At 39.4% G+C, this 22601-nt stretch carries 16 protein-coding genes; 2 read left to right on the top strand and 14 right to left on the bottom strand.

Features of this window, described 5'->3' with window-relative positions; genetic code table 11:
• Positions 1-10 precede the first annotated feature (10 nt).
• From AC13EX_RS02070 to AC13EX_RS02030, 9 genes are all read right to left on the bottom strand, one after another.
• Positions 11-3190, bottom strand: a complete 3180-nt coding sequence (locus AC13EX_RS02070; RefSeq protein WP_482891342.1) for a SusC/RagA family TonB-linked outer membrane protein — start codon at positions 3188-3190, stop codon at positions 11-13.
• 28 nt (positions 3191-3218) lie between these two features.
• Positions 3219-4712, bottom strand: a complete 1494-nt coding sequence (locus AC13EX_RS02065) for an L-fucose/L-arabinose isomerase family protein (RefSeq protein WP_482891341.1) — start codon at positions 4710-4712, stop codon at positions 3219-3221.
• A gap of 85 nt (positions 4713-4797) precedes the next feature.
• Positions 4798-6027: an MFS transporter gene (locus AC13EX_RS02060; protein WP_048642013.1), complete on the bottom strand. Its 1230-nt coding sequence runs from the start codon at positions 6025-6027 to the stop codon at positions 4798-4800.
• Positions 6028-6278: 251 nt separating this feature from the next.
• Positions 6279-7049, bottom strand: coding sequence for a GntR family transcriptional regulator (locus AC13EX_RS02055; RefSeq protein ID WP_048642012.1), 771 nt, complete (start codon positions 7047-7049; stop codon positions 6279-6281).
• A 1054-nt stretch (positions 7050-8103) separates the two neighbouring features.
• On the bottom strand, positions 8104-9615 hold the full coding sequence (locus AC13EX_RS02050; RefSeq protein WP_048641805.1) for an ArnT family glycosyltransferase: 1512 nt from the start codon (positions 9613-9615) through the stop codon (positions 8104-8106).
• 376 nt (positions 9616-9991) lie between these two features.
• Complete coding sequence (locus AC13EX_RS02045) at positions 9992-12412, bottom strand: hypothetical protein (RefSeq protein WP_482891340.1); 2421 nt, start codon at positions 12410-12412, stop codon at positions 9992-9994.
• 60 nt (positions 12413-12472) lie between these two features.
• Positions 12473-13081 (bottom strand): DUF6134 family protein, encoded by a 609-nt coding sequence (locus tag AC13EX_RS02040; protein WP_482891339.1) that lies wholly within the window; start codon positions 13079-13081, stop codon positions 12473-12475.
• Between the two features lie 304 nt (positions 13082-13385).
• Positions 13386-14165, bottom strand: coding sequence for an alpha/beta fold hydrolase (locus tag AC13EX_RS02035; protein WP_482891338.1), 780 nt, complete (start codon positions 14163-14165; stop codon positions 13386-13388).
• 183 nt (positions 14166-14348) lie between these two features.
• On the bottom strand, positions 14349-14978 hold the full coding sequence (locus AC13EX_RS02030; RefSeq protein WP_048641809.1) for a GDSL-type esterase/lipase family protein: 630 nt from the start codon (positions 14976-14978) through the stop codon (positions 14349-14351).
• A 101-nt stretch (positions 14979-15079) separates the two neighbouring features.
• On the opposite strand from AC13EX_RS02030, the gene AC13EX_RS02025 reads away from it, so the two are divergent.
• Positions 15080-15925, top strand: a complete 846-nt coding sequence (locus AC13EX_RS02025; RefSeq protein ID WP_482891337.1) for a UbiA prenyltransferase family protein — start codon at positions 15080-15082, stop codon at positions 15923-15925.
• Between the two features lie 33 nt (positions 15926-15958).
• Positions 15959-16639 carry a class I SAM-dependent methyltransferase gene (locus tag AC13EX_RS02020; protein ID WP_482891336.1) on the top strand — a complete coding sequence of 227 codons (681 nt, stop codon included), beginning with the start codon at positions 15959-15961 and terminating at the stop codon, positions 16637-16639.
• Here AC13EX_RS02020 and AC13EX_RS02015 read toward each other — a convergent pair.
• The 5 genes from AC13EX_RS02015 to AC13EX_RS01995 all read right to left on the bottom strand — a co-directional run bounded on the left by AC13EX_RS02015 (position 16588) and on the right by AC13EX_RS01995 (position 22590).
• Positions 16588-17916: a neutral/alkaline non-lysosomal ceramidase N-terminal domain-containing protein gene (locus tag AC13EX_RS02015; RefSeq protein WP_482891335.1), complete on the bottom strand. Its 1329-nt coding sequence runs from the start codon at positions 17914-17916 to the stop codon at positions 16588-16590. The genes AC13EX_RS02020 and AC13EX_RS02015 overlap by 52 nt on opposite strands.
• A gap of 24 nt (positions 17917-17940) precedes the next feature.
• Positions 17941-19110: an AIR synthase related protein gene (locus tag AC13EX_RS02010; RefSeq protein ID WP_048641813.1), complete on the bottom strand. Its 1170-nt coding sequence runs from the start codon at positions 19108-19110 to the stop codon at positions 17941-17943.
• Positions 19111-19155: 45 nt separating this feature from the next.
• Positions 19156-21105 (bottom strand): CHU_0125 family OmpA-like outer membrane integrity protein, encoded by a 1950-nt coding sequence (locus AC13EX_RS02005; RefSeq protein ID WP_048641814.1) that lies wholly within the window; start codon positions 21103-21105, stop codon positions 19156-19158.
• A gap of 21 nt (positions 21106-21126) precedes the next feature.
• Positions 21127-21615, bottom strand: a complete 489-nt coding sequence (locus AC13EX_RS02000; protein ID WP_482891334.1) for a hypothetical protein — start codon at positions 21613-21615, stop codon at positions 21127-21129.
• A 180-nt stretch (positions 21616-21795) separates the two neighbouring features.
• Complete coding sequence (locus AC13EX_RS01995; protein WP_205749810.1) at positions 21796-22590, bottom strand: (Fe-S)-binding protein; 795 nt, start codon at positions 22588-22590, stop codon at positions 21796-21798.
• Positions 22591-22601: the final 11 nt, after the last annotated feature.

The raw sequence follows: 22601 nt of genomic DNA, 5'->3' as shown, positions 1-22601 counted from the left end.
TAATTTTAAGTTATAAGGTTATCTTTAGTCCCAAAGTGTAAGTCCTTGGTAGTGGGTAATTTAGGTAATCAATACCTGCGTTAACTACATTGTCACCTGTGCTACTGGATTCTGGATCATAACCAGGGTAATCAGTGAAGGTGTAAACATTGGCAACACTCGCATAGACGTTCATACCGGTCAGCCTAAATCTGGAAACAAGTTCTTGCGGCATAGTATAGCCCAGCATCACATTTCTAATACGGATAAAAGAGGCATCAAATAGAAAGTTTGAGGAGGTACCAAAGCCCAAGGCATGATTACTTCTGATCGCTCGTGGAATAATACCATCTCCAGGATCTTCTTCTGATCTCCATCTTCTATCTTGTAAGACCAAACCGTTTTGAACCCCATTGGAACCCATTAAGGCACCACCAGATTCAATATAGGTTTGGGCACCTTCTGAACCAACGATAGCAATATTCAAATTGAAATTCTTCCATTCGAAATTATTGGTTATACCCCATACAAAATCTGGCCAAGGGTTTCCTACAATTTTTCGGTCATTTTGATTGATTACACCATCTTCATTTACATCCTCAAATTTTATGTCTCCGGCTTCAGTTCTTGGATGAAACAATGCAGCACCTTCCAACTCATCACTGTTCATGAAAATGCCCAGTTTATTGATCAAATAAAAACTAGAGACAGGTTGGCCTACTTCTGTAATTTGGTAAGGCGAATTTGAAATTCTTCCACCTTCGGTAGCGAGTTTAAGTACTTTGTTTCTATTTGCAGAAAAAGTGAAATTGCTATTCCATGTAAAATTGGTCTTTTGGACGTTCACCGTATTCAACCCAAGCTCAAATCCCTTATTCTCGACATCTCCAATGTTCTGCACGGAACTGTAAAAACCTGAGGCAGCAGGAAGTTGAACAGCCAATAGCAAGTCAGTCTTCAAATCCCTATATACATCTGCCGTAAGGTTGACCCTGTCCTGAAATAGGCTCATGTCTATCCCGAAATTGGTTTGTTTCGATATTTCCCAAGTCAGATCATCATTTGCAAGACTACTTGGCACCAATCCTGGTATCAAACCACCCTCATTAATATACCTCCTAGCAGATAATAATCCTATATGGGTATAATTTCCGATTTGGTTGTTACCTGAAATCCCGTAACTGGCCCTAATTTTAAGGTTACTTAGAAAATCAGCATTGCTTAAAAACTCTTCCTCAGAAATATTGTATCCCAGGGAGAATGAAGGAAAAGAGCCCCACTTGAAGTTGCTTCCAAACCTTGAACTTCCATCTCGTCTAAGGGTAGCCGTGAAAAGATATTTGCTGTCATAGGAATAATTTACCCGAGCCATCACTGACAATAAAGACCACTCGTTAAGCGTTTGCGTTCCTGCATTGACTATTCCCCCAGACAGGTAGGTGACGTAGTTTGTTGGGAAATCAGAAGCTCCAGCAGACAATCGGTCGCTACTGTTTTTCTGAGCAGTAAAGCCTGCTACAGCATTTAAAAAATGTTTGGTGTCAAAAGACTTGTTAAAGGTCAACGTATTTTCATTCAGCCAATTGAGGTTGTCCATTTTTGTTGCTCCGGCTGTTGCCGGATAGTTCAGAGAGGTGTACTGAGGTACTGCGGTAGACCTCCAAAGGCGGATATTACTTGAGGAATAATTGATACCAGCAGATGATCTGAACATCAGGTTTTCATTGATGTCTACCTCTATATAATTATTAGTGTAAACATTCATCACATTTCTCCTGTCCACAGATCCTTCACTTACTGCCAGCACATTGGCTAAAAACCCTAATCCATCTGTAACATCGTCTTGATTGAAATAATAATTACCATCAGTATCATAAACAGGTATGGTTGGGGAAGCTGCTAGCACATTGGAAAGCAAACCACCCTGTCCGTAATGTGATTCAGTATTGGCAAACCTGCCATAACCGTAAGAACCATAAGTGGAGGTTCCGATCCTCACCTTGTTGGTAATTTGAGCATCCACATTCACCCTTAAATTAAACCTATTATAATCAGAGTTGATCACCACACCTTCCTGAGAAAAATAACCTCCGGAGATGAAAAAACTTGTTTTATCTGTTCCACCTCTAGATGATAACTGAACGTTTCTTACCGGAGCAGTTCTGAATAACACATCTTGCCAATCTGTATTTGTAGTCAGGGATCCAGGATTTCTAAATTCAGGCCTTACCCTACTGGCAGCATTCCTTACCTCGTTAGGGTCATTTATATCTCCTCCACGAAAAATCCATGCATTGTCTCTTCCATCAGCTACAAAATCAGCATATTGGCTGGCATTCATCAAGTCCAGTTTATTGGCTACTTCCTGGTAACCATAGGACATGTCAAGGCTAATCTGTGCCTTTTCATAATTTCCCCTTTTGGTGGTTATGATCACAACACCATTTGATCCTCTTGAACCGTAAATAGCAGTAGCTGAAGCATCTTTTAAAATCTCTATTGAAGCAATATCTGAAGGGTTAATAGCGCTTAATGGGTTGATCCGGTTCGCAGTATTGGAAGCCATATCTGCAGAGGAAAAAGAATCTCCACCATAACCACGCATATTTGAATTTGATCCTCCATCTACTGGAAACCCATCAATTACATACAATGGTTGGTTGCCGCCAGAAATTGAACTCACTCCTCTTACAAGTATATTCACATTCCCTCCAGGCGCACCCGTGGTCTGGTTGATCTGCACTCCAGCCACTTTTCCTTGTAGCATCTGATCAAAACTCCCTGTAGATGGTTGTAAAAACTCATCACTAGTAATTCTTGAAATTGATCCACTAAGGTCTTTTCTCTTTTGAGTACCATAGCCCACGACAACAACTTCATTCAGTTGTTCCATATCCATTTGGAGTTCGATGTCTAATGCACTTCGGTTTCCCACTTGAAGCTCCATCTTAGCGAAGCCCACATAAGAGAAAACCAAGACAGCATTTCCATTGCTAAGCGTAATTTCATACCCTCCGTCTATGTCTGTCACCGTCCCATTAGAGGTGCCTTTTTCAAGGACTGTCACGCCAGGAATTGTGGCCCCATCCTCAGCAGATGTTACCGTTCCTTTTACCACCAGGCGATTGCCTGCTTGTGCCAATAGCTCGTAATGGCCCATGCTAAAGCAGAGTACCATCACGAAAACAAAAATTTTAATAAGTGTTTTCATGGTCAGTTATTTTGGGTTATTCATTAATTCAGACTACTATTACCGATTCTATATTTAGGTAATTGGCAATTTTCTGGATGCTTTTTGCATGATGTCCTATGCCTAAAGCAAAGTGATGGGTAGGTCCTTCTTTGATCCAATTGGTCAAAAAGGTGCGTACATCGGGTTTGAAAAAACCTCTTGTATTTGTATTTCCTGTAGGAGGTATTGGCCCTTCTACTGATTCTCCCTCAGCAATAACAAATTTAAATTTACCTTCATAAGTAGAGCTTATACTTAACATGGTAATCGGCCCTTCCTTGATCTTAAACTCTACGCCAGCTCCAAATCCGGGTTTACCATGGTACTTCTTTAAACTTCTAAGCACCGGCTTCCCCTGAGCGATGGAGAGATTGTGAGGGCCATCATGTCCTACCAAAACAAAGTTTTCTTTGAAATCTACGGGGTGAAATTCTGCGAAACTCCCGCCTATACCGAAACGATCCATGATAAACATGGCCATACAACATTTCAAATCAGACTCTCCACACATGGGAAATCCAGAACTTGTTAATATTGAATTCCCAACAATAAGATTGGACATTACCAATTGAGTTTCACTTTGATCTTCTCCATTATAATAATAGGCCAGTCCATCAAGGTTTTTATCTTCAACGAATTTCTTTAGGGCTACAGAAACTCCTGCTGCTACATTTAAATCTTCCTTCTTTAATTTCTCAGAGATAGGATCAGAAACAGGATCGGGGGTATCGAAGAAAGATAAAATACGCTTCTCTTCTTCAGTTACTTCAGCCTCTGAAACCTTATTGGTGTAATTGCCAACAATTTCATTGGCTTCACATTGCACTATATGTACCCCGAAATGGGCAGTAAGCATGGTTGAATCGGTATGCATGTCCAGCATGGCTTCTATAGGATGACCTATATGTCCAATTCTAGCTGTTTTCAAACCATGTAATACGTTAGCCATCCGACAATAATCACCAATCATTCGCTCAGATTCAGGATCATCATGGAGGGTACCGATAATAACATCAGGCACTTTTTTTCCCATTCTTACTGCAACACCCGCAAATTCAGGCAATGAGCATACATCATCATTGTAGAGCTGCATATAGGTAGAAGCCTTACTGTAATCCATTGCCTTGTCTGGCTGCAAGGCTACCAGCACTATAGGCACATTTATATTTTTAATGATTGTCCCAAAAGTGCTCGAGGTAGCATAAGTAAGCATGTCACAAAATATCAAATCGAGATTTTCAGCTTGTAACTTAGGCACTAGGTCATAGGCCGAATGTGCATCATCTACCAATCCAAAATCAATTACCTCTGCATTGTTCTTTTCAATTTTTTCTATGAGCACTTTTTGTTTTGCCAATAAGGCATCCAATAGCCCCTCAAATTGTGCCCAATATTTGAAATAGCCCACACCAAAAACGCCAATTCTAGGCAAAGAGGATTCTCTTCTTTCAATTTTATATTTTCCCTCTGCTGGGTTGCCACTTCCATTAATTTCCTTCATTGTTTTAAGTTTAAGATTAATATTTTTTCTTAACGCACTATGTTAAATTTGACAAATTGATACAATCCCAATTGCCAATTGAATTTTATTTACCGAATTCGATTGTTTTAATTTTTGGTATAAATACTATCAGAATGACAAAGGCCAGAGGATACATTATTCCAGAGACCAACCAAAGTGGTCCATAAGAATAATTTTGGGCAATCCACCCAATCAATGGATTAATGATCATCCCAGAAATAGCACCTGCTGTCCCAGATAAACCCACCACTGATGAAGTAGCATATTTACCAAATACATCTGCTATGGCCGTTATGTAATTGGTAATCCAAAAACCATGAGCCAACATCATTAATGACATCAATAGTACGGCTACTTCTACCGTAGAAACCGTAGAAATAAAAGGAGCCACCAAAGTCAATGCCGCAGCAAAACCCATCACCCACTTTCTAGCAGCATTGATACTGAAATCCCTAGCTACCAATTTATCTGAACACCAGCCACCCAGAATATTGGAAAGACCCAAAGCAAGAAAAGGGATCCAAAACAATTCACCTATTCGCTCAAAGGACAAGTCCCGCTCCTGATTAAGGTATTTGGGTACCCAAAACATCAAAAAGTAAAATACAGGATCTAAGAGAAACCTAATTAAAATAAACACCTGCACGGTCTTATTTTGAAGCAGCCTTTTAATAGAAATTTGCACTACATGCTCATCGATAGTGGCCATTGCTTTAACCTCTCTTGCATGTAGGCTATTTTTCCAGGATTGGCTAAACCAAAGTACAATCCACACCAACCCAATCAAACCGGGTATAATAAAACTCCATCGCCAACCATATTCCCCTGCAATCAAAATGGTCAAAGGTGGTGCCGCTACTGCCCCAATTGCCGCTCCTCCTATCGCAATCCCATTGGCCAAGGCCCTTTCTTTTTCATCAAACCATTCATACACCGTCTTGGCTGCTCCGGGAAAACAGGCTCCCTCACCCACTCCAAGTAAAAACCGAAATCCCAGCAATTGAGAAAAACTGTTCATAACACCATGAAGCACACTGGCAAAGGACCAAATCCCAACTGAAAAGCCAAGCCCTTTTTTTCCTCCAAATTTATCGATTAAGCGACCCCCAACGGTGAACATCAGGGCATAGCTTACCAAAAAGCCAGTGTTCACCCATCCATATTGTACATCGGAAATGGAAAGTTCTTCTTGAATTTTTATTATGGTCATAGATAAGACCTGCCTATCTAAAAAATTTAGACCTGTAGCAATGAAAACCATTGCTAAAATATACCATTTGATTTTTGGGCTCATTGTACTTAACGCTCTAAGTTAATTAAACAATGATATAACCTTAAAAATTAAAATGCAAGTTATTATCTATTTTTTACTCAATAGACTACTCAATACCAGACCTTACGGAACAAAAAAGCAAATTAAAACGAAATTACAAAATTTATCTTAACGCTCTAAGAGAATAATTTAAGGTAAAACAAGGTGATAAAGTGTTTTTTAGAAAAAAAATAATTAGGGAAAACCCTCCGTGAAAAGGACCAGTATTGAACTTAATTCCCATTGTACTCAGGGTGGGCGATGATAGCAAATTTATATTTATCTCCTCTGTAGAGAGATTTCTCTAATTCAAGTACAGCGTCTTTCCTACTCAACACCACACTGTCGAGCACGAATACAGGTAATGCACTTTCATATTCAAAATTATTTGTTGGATCATCCGGAGGAAGAATGATTGCACTTAAATTCTGTTTGATATCGGAAATTTTAAGCTGGTACTTGTCTTCGTACACCTTGAAATAAGACAGGTCCGTGGAAAGCATATTGATTTTTGGACAAAGCTTTAATGAGATGTACTTTGTTTCATCTTTTAGCAACATCTCATCAGCATACCTTAATTGATGTACTTTTAGAACAGGCCCTTCAATAATATAATTTTTTCCACTTATCTCTGCTGAAACACCATGATCCAATACGGTCTTTTCGAGCACAATTGTTTTTGGCTTGAAGCCTTCCACTTTCAAACCTTCATCAAACCCCCTTCTGGTGGCATCGATTGAACCCAAAGTCCTGACCAAGTGATGGTCTTCAGTTTTATTGAGCACAAAGGTACCTTTACCTTTTATCCGCTGGGCATAACCACGGGACTCAATTTCCTGCAAGCTTTTTCTGGCGGTAGTATTGCTAACTTGAAAGTTATGAATCAATTCATTTTCAGAGGGCACCTTTTCTCCCGGCAATAATTCTCCTGAAATTATTTTACTGATGATTTGCTCACTTATGACAATAAATTTGGGCTTTTTGCTCTGGTTCCGATTTTTCATAAAAGAAAATTTACTGGCCTATTAGGTGTCGCCACTTAAATAATGAGTTAAAACCAATAGGAATTCTTGTAAATTAAATGATTTTAACCCTTAAACTCGAAATATGCAATAGACATTCTATTAAGTGCTGAATCGCTTTAAAATACCCAATCGTTGCTGTTTTCAATTTCACCATAGCGGTGCTATGCTAAAATCTCCAAACAGCCTGATTTTCTTGCGATTGCAACACTTCCCGTAAACACGGGACAGGCTTCACCCCTGACATTGTCAGGGCGGAGAAATCCTATTAATCCGGGTTTAAACATTTAAGGGAAAAAGTAAGCCTTAACCTGACATAGGTAGCCCGTTACTTGTCTCAATCGCCTTTCAACTTAATACTCTAATTTATTGTATTCTATTTCCAGTTATAGCTAAAACCATAAGGGAACGCAGGTGAGGAACACATAAGGTAGGATTGGGGTTGAATTGGATTAAAAAAAAATGCCAGGGTCTTATTCATCATAAAACCCTGGACAAACCCTACATTAAAAAATAACCAACTTCCGCTACGGAATCCAACTTCACTTCTCAACTCACTCCGTTTTCATATTTTTAATAAGATAAATGTACTAAAGAAAAATATACAATACCAATTAATATAAAAGTAAATCATTATATAAGTTTACAAAGATTTTTTAATTGTGTAAAATACAATAATATAAGTGTTAAAAATTACGAAATACAGTTAATTGTATTTCGTCCTAGCAAAAAACCATTTTATTTGACATATGAAGGACAGAATTGCTTATTAAGTGGTTGAAATTAAGCGAATTGAATGTGATTTGATCGTAATTTGTCTTTTTTTTAAAAATAAATAAAATAATTTTTCTCTTTCGATAAGCCTTATTGAATTATATATATTATAAAGTTGATCTCTTCAGCTTGAATTTTATGAATTTCTTACTCCTCGAAGTAATTCCAAATAGTTAGCTTATTATTAGGTGGCGGCTTTTTTTATCCTGCACTCAGAGACCATTAACCTGCTACGGCGAGCAAACAATTATGCTTATTAGGGTTAATAGCTTGTCGGTAATGTGGGCTTGTATTCAATTAAATTGCTCCAATATTGAATCTTTACGGCCCGCCTTGGGATATTGTGAAATTTCGTGATAAATGACTCTTCATGGATTAATGATTGAAAAGAAACTTTATCCTCCATGGAGTCGTAGTTCCAGCTAACAAAAATACCCGTGTTTTCTCTCCCTAGAAACTGCTCTATACCATTCCAGAAATTGAACTGATTTTTTCGGCTTCCCATATTCAACACATAGGTTTGTGGGTTTCCTTTTAGGTAGAAAGAAAGCGCTGAAGCAGTATGATAAGAGTCTGAAAATACAAATGCATTGTCTATGCCAAGACTGTCTGTAAGGTGATCAATTCTTTTCGCCAGTTGTTCATGACCTAGCAGTCTTTTGATTATCCTTTGTTCTCTTTTCTTAACAGTTTTACTCGATTTAATTCCGGTGTAGTCTGGTAAAATGAATATAAGGGGTAGGGCAATACTGATGTAGATTCCACCATGACTAACAATTTTCCAAAACTTGCCTTGTAAAGTCATCCATCGAGCAAATACTATTGCCAGCCCTGCATAGGAAAAAGTAGGCCAATTAACCATTGCCTCTTTAAAAATACTCAAAGAGGCAAAAATAAGAAAGGCCATCATTCCCGGTAGAACAAGAAAAATGAAAGGGGTACTTATATTTTTAAAGTTGAATTTAAATGTTAGTAGCCATGAGGGTAACAGAAACAATGATACGATTGCCAATTGCCCTTTTACGAATTCTAATAAACTTTTGCTTGCAGCCGTCAACGAAAATGGTTTTGAGCTAGTTCCTTCTGTGCCGGTCAAGGCCAGCAAATGCAGAAAGGTTTCAAAGTTATTTTGCCAGTTCCAAATTACAATCGGCAAGAATCCCAATGCACTTATCATTACAAATACCAAGAAATTAGCTCTTTGTGTTTTCCACTTTCTTATAAACAGCAGGTATATAATAAGTACAGGAAAGATCAGGACCATCACATACTTCGCTGTAAGCCCCAATACTGTAGCTATTCCTGCATAAATCCAACAAACTCTATTTTCCTCATTAATCCCTCTATAACTAAGATAAATGCTTAAGATCCAAAAGAAGGAGAGGGAGGAGTCTGTCATATGAAAGGTAGAAGCCAGCCACCAAAATGGCATTGCCTGTATGGCTAATGCAGACCAAAAACCAACTTTTTTTGAGTATAAATAGGTGCCAAAGATAAAAGTAACCCAGGCTATTCCTATACCACATAGAATTGCGTTGATGCGGATGGCAAGCTCTGTATTGCCCATCACTGCAGTACTTATAAAGTTAAGCACTGCAACTAAAGCTGGTTTTGAATAATAATGCCAGGCCAAATTCTGGGACCATAACCAGTACTGTGCTTCTTCGGTAAATAAATTTATTTCTGGACGGAGGGTAAATAGTATTTTGGCTAGCGAGAGCCCCAATGTTAACAGGTAAAAATAGAGGGAATATTTTTTTTGGTTGAGGACCATAAAAAATTGACATGGTTAAATGCTCTTATAATAATACCCGATAATCTAAGGCTAAATATTTATTAACCAATAATTTAACGCGGATTATTTACTAGGGTTTGATAACCCTATTCCTTATTATTAGGGATATGTTGTAATTGCAAGGAAATCAGGCTGTGTTGCAAGTTTGGACTTGTGTTATGATGGTAAACTATCCTACTTTCTGGAAGAGTTGGTATTGAGCACAATTAATCGAAAATTAGGAGAATTCATTAGGTTATAAATTGCCTATTGAATGAATATTCATATAAACGTGAATATTTTACACTATCGGACGCGGTAGCAAATCACCTTTGGCCATTAAGAACTTATACACGGACTATTTACTAGGGCAAAATCATGGATTGGGAATAATCCAAATTTCTGCAACTTGTGAACCTCTTTCTCCTTCGCTGCAAGTCCATTGGAGAACAAGATTGCCATCTGAATAGGAGCTGGCAGGAAGTTCAAATTCATACAAAGGCCTAATACCCGTTCTGATATAATCGTGGATTAGATGCCCATCATCAGTGGTCAATTTCATTTTGGCTCGGAACCTTCCGGTATAAGCAATTCTGATTTTGTAGGAAACCTCTGGGTTAAGCTGATCATAATTGATGATCAGGGGCGTGTCATAAAGTGTAGTTACTTGATTCATCCATGCCAATGGAGTAGCAGTGCCTCCGAAACCTACTGCCTGGATTTCATGAACCCACTCTTGGCCCCTTAGTCCAACGCCAAAACTTTCTCTAGGACCATAGAGCCCTCCTGGATCTTGACTCCATTCTATTGGCTTTAATATCCTTTCCCAGCTTTTCCCTTGCCCAAAATTGTCATAAAAACCTCCAGGTCCAGGATTGGTTCGATTCAGTAATTGAGCTATTTTTTCTAATCTCTGCTTCTCCTCGGTTTCTTTCTTGATTTCATTAAGGTTGGCCAAAAGCCATGGCGCATCATTAAGCACCACGTCTAGATTGTCTATGAAGTTCCCCCTTCCAGAAGCCGCTCCATGCGGATTGACAGTCAGTTGTGCGCCAATACTATTATAAAGTGCATCTGCCAATTCCAAACATCTATGTTTTAATTGAGCAATGTAAGGATCAGCCATTTGCTCATTTAAAAAGGCTGTGGCGACTTTTATACTATTCAAGCTTCCCTCTTTTTCTGCCCTGTGGAGCGCATTTTGTGCCTTTTGTTCTTGTTGGGTTTCAAAGAGCAGTTTCTGCTGAATGTATGCGTCATAATAGGCACGGATCAAGCCCATTTGAAACCTGAAATTACTCATTAGTTTGGCATCGGCTCTTTTTTCCATGTCCTGCCATTGTGCCAGCGTTTGAGAAATACTAGTGTTAGAGAGCAATGGACCCTGCAGGTTCTTCTCCTCAGCTAAAAAACCATTGGCTGCTGCATCTGTCCATTCCGGACCAAAGAAAAATCGAGAATAATCCCTAAGTGTTTCTATTACTTCTGTTTCAGGATTCCATTCCTGGTCTGTCCAAATAAATTTGTTTACATCATCATTGGTGCCTTCAGAATAGCTCAAGCTTCCATTGGCATATTGGGCCAGATAGTTGTGGATGGTTTTTTGATCTATCGGACGAGGATTTATGGATTCCCTTCCTAAGGTCATGGCCATGGCCAAATCCCATTCTGGTATTGGATATTGAGAGCTTAGGTTATGGGTAATGTCCGGATACCTTCGAATAGGAAGTGAGGCGTCTGTTAATTGTCTCAGTTCAGGTAATGGTATTTTAACCCAAGGGCCGAAAACCACACCACCAAACCAATCGTACTTTTGGTTGACGTGATAAAAGAAACGATCAAACCAGGCCTTTGTAGGCTTAAACACCTGAGGGGAAACCCATATTTTGGCGTTCGGGTGAAATCTATGAAGCTTGGTAGCCACTTCTTCTAGCCAATCAAACAATACATCCGGTTCAAGGTCTCCTGGGTCTCCTCCAGGAACAAACAAATGATCCAGCCTTGGAATAGAGGCAAATACATCTTTGCGTTGTGTTAGTTCTATTGTTCTTGTTTGCGGGTCTTCATAGTCATCTTCCATATTTGGAAACCACATCCATACATCCAAGTCCAATTCATTGGCAATTCGCGACTGCTCTCCGATCATGTCTATTGCAGGTATAGTCATGTGACGGGAGGTAAAGTCATCATCCGTTCGTGGAGGCATAATTTCAATACTATTGGAACCAAAGAGTGCCAGCTCTCTAATGTATTGGTCAAAACGATCCACTGTAAAGGCATCATAAGCATTAGTCTTGGGACGATAACCTAGTTGGTGCCCTCTAATGGGAGATTTTGGTGAAGAGGACTTTTCAATGGCTTTGGACAATAAAAGCTGATCTTTAGCCCAATTCATTTTTCTAAGCAGGTGTCCTATTCCAAACAATAAGCCCCTGTCATCTTGCCCTATAATAATGGAGTTCGGGTTGGTTGATGTATTGTCAATAATGACTTTGAACCCTTCATCAGGCATAGGCTGTACTTCATTAAGAAGCTTCCTCCAATTCTTAGGAAGGCTTGGGATATCCTCGAATTGGGTCAAAAGGATGGAAGATTGTGTTCTTTTTGCCTTCGTTTGTATAGGAAATGTTTTTTCCACGCGCTTTGTCAGTTCCTCATGTAGTATGGTGGCATATTTTTGCAATCGCTCACTATTGCCATGAGGGATTATGACAGCATTTGAAAAATCAAGATCTTGGCCATAAGAAAGGCCGTTTATTAAAAAAACAGAAACAATTAAAAGGGTTCGTAGTAGCATCGTTATTTGGGATTATCCCCAAATATACCTTTTTGCTATGCATTTAGGCTATTTTGAAAGTTAGTATCGTCGCCTTACTTCGTAATTTTTTATTGGATTGTGCATGCTGACTTTTAGCATCTGTCCATTTTGATAGTAATATTTGTTTTGATCGCCTTCTATATGGGTGGTGTAAATCCCCTCACCATGAGCCCTAATTTCCGAATATTTTCCCAAGTTTTCGGCCATCATTAATTTTACTCCCTTTGGCTCTTCAAAAAATAGCCGGACAGCACTATGATGGATCGGTTCATTAATGGTGTCTGAGTTTTCATATTTATACCCTTTTGCATCAATTATATACTGATCACCTTCTAACCAAATTTTGGAAACAAAGTCGCCTCTGTTAGTCTTAGAACTTACTATGGAATTAATAAAAATGCCATCAAGGTATTTCACCTTCATATTGTAGTCTACATTTATTGTCCCAAACAGCCAAAAACTCACCTTACTTTCTAGTAAATATAGGGTGGTATCCCCATTTAAGACCTTGTTGGCTTTCATGTCTCCAATTTTAAACCCTGCCAAAGTAATGTCAAAATCGATTTGGTCTTGAGCATTCAAGGCAGATGTAGATAAAAAGAGGAGCATACTGAAACAGCAGGCAATATAAATTCCTGTTCTAGGCATTAGCTATTGGTTAAAATAATGTGCAGATAGTAAGGTATAAAAAAGACTGAATTTGTTCAAGTTCCCATTAAGATATTAGGTGATGGATGAACCTAAATTGTAGTTAAACCCGAAATATGCAATAGACAATCTATTATGTGCTGAAATCGCTTCAAAATCAGCCACTTCGTTGCTGTTTGGATATTTTAGCATAGCACCGCTATGGTGAAATCTCCAAACAGCCTGATTGTCTTGCGATTGCAACACTTCCCGTCAACACGGGACAGGCTTCACCCCTGACTATTGTCAGGACGGAGAAATCCTATTACATAATCCGGGTTAAAAAGCCCAAAGCTATCTTATTAAAAGCTTCTGGGTTTTCTACATTGACTACATGTCCACAAGAAGGAACCACCTCAAGTTTGGCTGACTGATGGGTTTTGACCAGCTTTGCAATGGTGGGTAGAAACATATAATCTTCTTCACCCATAAGGTAAAGTGTGGGAATGTTGGTCTCTTTAATTCTGAAAAAATCCAATAGAGGGTTTACTCTTGAAGCGAGGCTAAACCAGCGAATAAACTCCTTTTGGTATAATTTTTTCGCCTCCTGAACAAATAAATATCTGGAAGCCTTGTGGTTTTTCCTAGGCATAATAATAAAAGCAAACAGCTTGTAAAGTAGAAGGTAAGGGATCACAGATTTTAGCAAAATCCCTAGCCGCATCAATACTTGTCCTCTGATGTTTAGCTTCATAATCGCGCCAGCAAGCACCATACTCGAAACTCTTTCAGGATATCTTTCTGTAATCTCCCTAATGATTATTGTTCCTAATGAGATCCCTACAAAGTGAGATTTTTCAATCTTGAGATGGTTTAATACCTCCATGACCTCATCGGAAATTACTGGGAATGTATATTTTTTTAATTTTTCGTAGACTTTGTCTTTTGATTTTCCATGACCACGTAAGTCCACCAACAAAACGTTGAAGGATTTTTTGAAATCTCGGATCTGTTTAAACCAAATAGCGCTGCTTCCTCCTGCACCATGCACAAAAGTAACCCAAGGGGCTTCAGGTTTTAATAAATATGTGGTATAATGGAGCATGACTTATTTAACACGAAATATCCCTATATGGTTTAATTTCTAATAAGATTCATTATGAGTTCTTGGATAGGTGAAACATTATAGCAAGGATTTCAATTTCCAATTTCTCTAATTTCTTGAAAAAAGCCTGTCCCTGGAAAGTTAGGGACAGGCTTTTGCTTTGATGACATGGTGAGCTGCAACTCAGCGAATTTCCTTGGCGATCAATTTTGCCATGATCTTGTTTCCTCTTTTATTAGGATGAACACCGTCTGCAAAAAGTTTTCCATACTTCTCCATAGGCTGGTGCATGTCTATTAGGCTTGCTCCTGTTTTTTCAGCTGCCTGGCGGATTAGTTGCACCATTTCGTTGACAATAATTTCTTCTGTGATATCAAAATTAGTTTTGAAAACAGGGACAGGAAGGCAGACATATATTTTCCCGTTTTCAGGCATACTTGCCCTAAAAGTCTCTATCATTTCCACATAATTGTCCAGAAATTCATCCTTGTACTTCCAGTTTTGAGGCTTGGAGTCATTGGTACCCAGTTTGATAACCAGAATATCAGGGGCAAAAGATTTAACACCTTCAAACTGAGGCTCATTCCAGTAAGGGTAATCCCCATTTTTTAATAAAGTACGTCCACTAACACCAAAGTTGATGACATGGTACTTTTTACCCAATTTCTCCTGTAATTGAAGTGGGTAACTGTCAGGATGTTCACGGCCTGGTCCTTGGGTGATACTGTTACCCACACAGGCAACTTTAATAGGTGATTGGGCTAAAACTTCCTGCCCTATAAATAACAGCAGGATATAAAATAACTTGTTCATGAATTTTGATTTTGCTTTGAAAGTGGAAATTACATAATTTTTAAATGCTTTGATCCTTTCAATTCTTTAAATTGCCCGTCAGTTGGAATTTTTCAGGTGCAATGAAATTGAATTACTTGGTCTTTTTTGAAAAGTTTAACCTCCTTTCTTTGGATGTGGTAACAGGGGCATGTGCGGGGATGTGTTTTTTCGCTGATTTGATGAAAGTGAATTTGTCCTGGAAAATCTATTTGCTTTTGGCGCTTGCTGTATGGAGCATTTATACTTTTGACCATTTATTGGATGCCAGAAAGGTGAAAGGAAAAGCTTTGTCCCATAGACATAGGTTTCATCAAGACCATTTTACTTTACTATTGGGATTGCTGTTCCTGGCCGTTATCTCTGGATTTGTGTTGGCCTTATGGTTTTTGCCTTCTTTAAGGATGTTTGGTTCTGGACTAGGTCTTGCCTTTCTCATCGTATTGTCTATGGCAATATTGCGTATTGCAGGAAAAAAAACAGCTGCTGTTAAAGAGTTTTCTACTGCTTTATTTTATGTGGCAGGACTTGTTTTAATTCCCCTATTGAATATAGACCTTTCATTTTCCTCCAATTATTGGATGTTTTTTTTAGGTGCCTATTTTTTATTGGCTTGGTATAATCTGGTATTTCTTTCCTATAGTGATAGTGAGCAAGATTTTGCTGAAGGGCAGGAGTCTATTGTGACCGTCCTTGGTATAGAAAAAACACGGAAATTACTGTGGTCACTTACCCTTATTGGTTTGTTTTACCTGGTGGTTCTTTTTCTTATACTGCCTTCTTTTTACCATATATATACGCTGATTTGGGGTTTAATGCTTTTGATGCACATTTTGAGTTTTGTGGAATTTCCCGGTACCAATAACTTAAAAACCAGAAAGAGACTTGAGTTAGCTTTTACCCTACCTTTGCTGTTATTGTTTTTTTAACCCCAATTTGTGAATAGCTGATCCACTCCCAAAATGAAGACAAAGGACAAATTGAGTACAGTGGATAAATACAGGTTTCTTGCTCCTATTTATGATTACCTTGCCTCTCTTGTATTAGGCAAGGCCTTTCATGAAAGCAAAAGGACATTTTTGGAAATTATTCAGCCGGGAGATACGGTATGGGTAATTGGAGGAGGAACAGGTGCTATCCTGCCTGAAATCTTAAAAAGATGCGGCAAGAATGGAAAAATCATTTACATGGAAGCCTCGAATAAAATGCTTGAAAAGGCAAAAGGTAGGGTTTCATTGGACTGTCAAAGCCGGGTAGAATTTATCTGTTCCGAAGATTTTGGACTTCCCAAGGAGGGGGAAATTGATGTTGTTATCACTCAATTTCTATTGGATGTATTGACAGATCATTCTATTAATTCTTTGTTTCAAAGAGTAAAGCAAAAGGTCTCCCCAAGCACTTCTTGGTTATTTTTGGATTTTTATCCAGTGAAGGACAAGCAATGGCTGATACATTTAATGATCACAAGTTTTAGCCTGTTGGCCAAACATCCGAGAAAAGAACTTCCTGATTATGATAAATTCTTTAAAAACTGGGATTGGGGTGAAAAAAAAGCAGTAAGCTTTGAAAAAGGATTTTATAAGGCCAAGCTTTATCGCTTAGCGCCAAAGGCTATCAAATCAGAAACGATCTCTTTAAAATAATCCCCATTATAAGGACCATAAAAATTCATATCCCTCGCTTCATAGTAATCACCTGAATAATATTTGTCAGGGGTGATGTATCCTATATATCCTCCGTTAAATGTGGTTACAAACAATGAAAGCCCCAATGCATTTGCTTGTTCTTCCCATGCCTTATAAAATACCCCAGAGACTTCACCTGAGGAAGAGATAAACAGGGCGTCGCCTATCCTGATGACATCGAAATAAGCCGGATTATTTCCAATAGCCCAATTAAAAAGCCATGGTCTCAATCGCAAATTGTCACTAATTCTGTAATGTGGTGAGCGGAGCTTTAATGGTAGTTTTGCTGCCAAAACCTGACTGCCCATTACTGCTTCGTCTATAGTATTACTTCTCACAACTGAATCCAGTGAAGAAGCGTATTGCTGAATACTTTTAATGTCATTTCCAGGCGCCTTTGGGCGGTGGCTTCCTACAGCTCCTGCTGCAAAAACAGCAAATTCATGCCTGCTTTCCAAAGCTTCGGATAGGTAATAGGGGTAATCTCCTGAAAGGCCCATAAACTTGCTACTAAGACAGGTGGCGTGTGCACTGTAGGTAGTAAATGAACAAGTGCTACCGTTGTTTTTCTTTAATATTAACTGTCTAATATAAGGATCAATGGGGTCGGAGGCAATCAATCTATTGGATACAAAATTCGCGGCTTCTGACTTTTTGGTGTGTAAGGAAACCGTGTCCATATTGTTCAAGGCCTTAGTGAGGGCACTGAGTGTTCCTTTGGCAATATGCTTGACCAGGGATTCATCCCATCCTCCCATGGCAATCTTCCCTACGGGACCAGGAATGGTTCCTCCCATACCACTGTGCGTATGGGTAGCTGTAAAATAAATATGGTCTAGAGGAAGTTTTTGCTCCTTTATTGCTGACCGCAAAGCTTGTGCTAATTGAGGATGAACAATCAACAATTCATAATTAAGGAAAGCTACCTTAAACTTGTTATTGCCTACAATGATGGCTTTTATATAACTGCTGTCCTCAACAAATTCATAGGGACCTCGTGGCCTATAGGCAACAAGGTTTGCAGGTGTATCAGGAGTAATATTGGCCTTGGCCCATCCTCCTAAAACGTATCCATTATCAGTCCCCTCAAAAGCCAGGTTTTCTAGCGATTGAAGGGTTTGTTTATAGTATGCCGTTTCTTTATAGGGTGTCCAATCAACAGTGGTGATGGTCAATAATGCCAGTGCTAACAAAAAAATGAAGCACCCAATAACGATTTTTAATAGGACTTTCATTTTTTTGAAAATTAAATGGACATATTAACCCTCATAAGTGAAGGTACCATGTTGGCTATTGACGGTAACTTTTTTGCCTTGATGATCTGTAACGCGGCCTATAACTTTTGCTTCTACGCCAAAATTGGCTGCTATCGCGATGACTTGATCGGCCCATTTTTCGTCTAGGTAGACTTCCATTCTGTGGCCCATATTGAAAACCTTGTACATCTCTTTCCAGTCAGTACCGCTTTCTTCCTGTATGATTTTAAAGAGAGGTGGGGTTTCAAAAAGGTTGTCTTTGATGACGTGCAAATTGTCAATAAAATGAAGCACTTTGGTTTGTGCTCCTCCACTGCAATGTACCAAACCGTGTATTGCAGCTCTATTTTCTTTCAATAAGGCTGCCATGATAGGAGCATAGGTTCTGGTAGGTGAAAGGACCAATTTACCCATGTCTAAGGGAGTGCCAGGCGCCGGACTGGTTAAGTCATAGCTCCCAGAGTATACCAAATCTTCAGGAACGGAAGGATCAAAACTTTCAGGGTAAGCAGATTTTATATTTTTCCCGAAGACATCATGTCTGGCAGAAGTAAGCCCATTGCTTCCCATTCCTCCATTGTATTCGGATTCATAAGTCGCTTGACCAAATGAAGTCATACCTACGACTACATCTCCTGCTTTTATGTTGTCATTGGAAATGACTTCGTTTCTTTTCATTCTGCAAGTGACCGTACTGTCCACGATGATGGTACGTACCAAATCTCCTACATCAGCTGTTTCCCCTCCAGTAAGCACTGCATTGACGCCATGATCTCTCAGCATCTGTAGCACTTCTTCTGTGCCATTGATGATGGCAGCGATCACTTCTCCTGGAATAAGGTTTTTGTTTCTTCCTATGGTGGAGGAAACCAATATATTATTGACTGCGCCCACACATAGTAGGTCGTCTATATTCATGATTATTGCATCCTGGGCAATTCCTTTCCAGACACTTAGGTCACCTGTAGCCTTCCAATAAAGGTAAGCTAGAGAGGACTTTGTTCCTGCACCATCTGCATGCATGATGTTGCAATAGTCAGGGTCATTTCCTAATACATCTTCTACTATTTTGCAGAAGGCTTTAGGAAATAGGCCTTTGTCTAGGTTGGAAATTGCTTGGTGTACGTCTTCTTTCGAGGCAGAAACACCCCGCTGCATGTACCTATCGTTCATAAAATCAGATTTGGAAAAAACAGATAAGGGTCAAAGGTAAGCATTTTAGTCCGTGATTTCTATAACCTTAAACTCTGTTCTTCTGTTGACTTGGTGCTCTTCCTCAGTTTGAGCATTTTCGATAATCAACTGTCTTTCACCATAGCCCTTGGCTTCCAGCCTGTCTGCATCAATTCCTTGGGACACAATATAAGCCACAGCAGATTCTGCTCTTCTTTGTGAAAGATCGTCATTGTAAGCATCTGTAGCCCTTACATCTGTATGGCTACTCAACTCAATGCGTATTCCAGGATTGTCTTTCAGGATTTTGACTAGCTTGTCAAGTTCAACTGCAGCGTCAGGCCTAATATCAGCCTTATCTAAATCATAATAGATGTTTTCAAGCACTATGGCACGCTCTAGTATCAACTGGTCAAGTACAATGGTAGTGTCCAGAGTAATATTGGTCACATCCTGTATCAGGTCTTCTTCAGCTGGGGTTTTGCCAATAGTGCTGTAAGGAACACTTTTGGTGAAGTAACCACTTTTGGAAGCGATCATTGAATATTTTTTCTCAGGTTCAAGTGGGAATCGCAAGCGTCCACTTTGACTTGTAAGGTTGCCGTCTATGGTTTGGTTGTTGTCATCATAAAGCATTACACGGACCTGTGGAAGAATTTGCTCTTCACCATTTTCAGCAATTGTTTTGGTAACTACATTTAACAATACATTGACCACTTTTGGAGCTGGAGTCATGTCCTTGAAATAATAGATGTCATCATCTCCTTTACCTCCCTCGCGGTTGGAAGTGATGAAGCCTTCTTCAGGGTACTTGGTGAAGAAAATCCCAAAATCATCTGCAATGGAATTAAAGTTAGGTCCTAGATTTATAACCTTGTTGGTGTCTTCTACTTCCTTAAAAACAAAAAGGTCTAGCTTACCAAATCCGGGATGACCGTCTGAGGCAAAGTAAAACTCTCCATTTGCCAATAACCTAGGAAACATCTCATTTCCAGGCGTATTGATTTCAGGGCCTAGGTTTACACCTTTACCAAAATTCCCACTTGCCATTTTAGTGGCTTTGTAAAGGTCTGTTCCTCCATAGCCTCCAGGCCTGTTTGAGGCAAAATAAAGGGTTTCACCATCAGGGCTAAATGATGGGGTGGAATTCCAATATTCTGGTTCCCCATTAACACCCATATAGGCGGGCTCAGTAAATCCACTACCATTGAATGTGGAACTAAATAAGCTAACATCAGGAAGGTCTTTTCTACTGGCACTGTTGCCTCGTGCATAGACGATCATGTTGCCGTCAGGGCTTATGGCAATGGCTCCTTGGTTAAGGCCTGATTCATTTCGGAATTCGTTAAGGGTTTGTACGCCCTGCACATCTACGTTGATCCCTTCCGCTCTTGTTTTAAATAATCGGGTGTATCCCTGGCCTGTGCCTGCATACATGCCTCCAGCCCCACGTGAGCTAGTAAAGAAAAGTTGGTTCTCACTTACAATCGGGGCGTAATCTATACCCGTAGAGTTAAGCAATTCATAATTTTCCAATTCATGATTGGGCCAGATAGGGGTTATTTCTGCTATAGCATCAATGTTTTGAATTTCCTTTGTGGCCAAGGCGATTTTTTCGTCGTCCATTGTAAGCTTTTTGGCAGCTTCAAAAGCTTCCTTTGCCGCTTCATATTCTCCTTTGCCTTTTAGGCTTCTCCCTTTGTGAAGTTGACTTTCAAAGCTGGCATTTTCAGCATTCACTTTATCATAATAAGCAGCCGCTTTTTCTATTCTATTTGAGAGTCTATAGCTTTCTGCAATATAAAAATTTGCCTCGTTGTTTGCCGAATCATTTTCTAATAACTTAGAATAAGAGGCGATTGCCAACTGATATTCTCCTGAGTTAAATTGGGTTTGGGCCTTCTGTAGCAGACTGGTACAAGAGGCCTGCAATACAAGCAATAAAACAGGAAGTAAACAGCGGCTTATTGGAAAGGTAGACTTTATGTTTCTCATACTATTTTTTCTCTCGCAGCATTAATTAGCAAAATATTTTTTTAGCCAACTTTTGTTGGCTTCAATTAGCCATTGGTCATTCAAATCTGCAATCTTACTTACACTAGGGTTAAACATTTTGCTGTTGGACTGTAAAGAACCCTCAACGACATGTTTTTTGATGTCGGGCAAAAATGCCACCCTGACATTTTCACCCTCTAGGTAAGCAACTTTTCCACTGTCCAGTAAATTTATATTCAATTTAACCTCTAACTCTCGCATAATTCTTACTGAACTATCAATAGAGCAACCACTGGCCCCCAACTGGCTTTCGTCAACACTAAGAATAATAAATTGGTCAAATTTCAGGTCAAAAGAACTAGGCATTTCAGCACCATGAGTGTTCCACTGATTACAAAAGGCAACAAGTTTTGATATAATCCAGGTTTTTTCTTGCTCATCAAATGGGCGATCTGCCTGATATACCCAAATTCTCGCATCTTTTGGCATTTCATCAAATGGTACGTACATGATTGACTCTTTTTAAATATATGTCTTCTACAAATTTACAAAATATTGACAGGCTTAACCTGGCATTTATATTTAAACGAAGATAGATTTATTATGATACAATTTTTTTTAAGTTCCCCTAAAAAAATATGAAAACCAAAACTGTCGCTTATAATCAGCCCTTTAAAACCAACTTTAGGTCTATAACTGCTGGTCCTTAGCAATCAATTCTGCCAAGTCAAGAACATTTACCTCTGTTTCTTTTTCCTTGTTTTTTACACCATCCGTCATCATCGTCAGGCAAAAGGGACAACCTACGGCTATGGTTTTTGCACCAGTTTGCAATGCTTCTTCTGTCCGCTCCACATTGATGTCTTTTTTTCCAGCTTCAGGTTCTTTGAACATTTGCGCCCCGCCGGCACCACAACAAAGACCCTTGGACTTGCATCGCTTCATCTCTACCAGTTCCATATCCAGTGCTTTGATCACTGCCCTAGGCGCTTCGTATACATCGTTAGCCCTTCCAAGGAAGCAGCTGTCGTGGAAAGTGATTTTTTTACCTTTAAATTCACCACCGTCCTTCATGACGATCTTGCCTTCATTGATCAACTCCTGCAAGTATTGAGAGTGATGAACCACCTCATAATTGCCCCCTAAAGCCGGGTATTCATTTTTGATGGTGTTGAAGCAGTGGGGACAGGCTGTTACTATGCGTTTTACCTGGTAACCGTCCAATACCTGGATATTGCTCATGGCCTGCATTTGGTACAGGAATTCATTTCCAGCCCTTCTGGCAGGATCTCCGGTACAAGTTTCTTCATCTCCGAGTACGGCAAAGTTCACACCCACTTTATTAAGGATTTTGACAAAAGCCAAGGTTACTGCCTTGTATCGGTCATCGAAAGAGCCTGCACAACCTACCCAAAATAAGATCTCAGGCGCTTCTCCAGCTGCCATTTTTTGGGCCATTGTAGGGGCTTTATAGCTATCACTCATAATATAGAATT

It is taken from the genome of Cyclobacterium sp. L-R, assembly GCF_056859355.1.
Note: the sequence above shows the minus strand (reverse complement) of the source record. Positions and strands in the feature narration are given on the sequence as shown.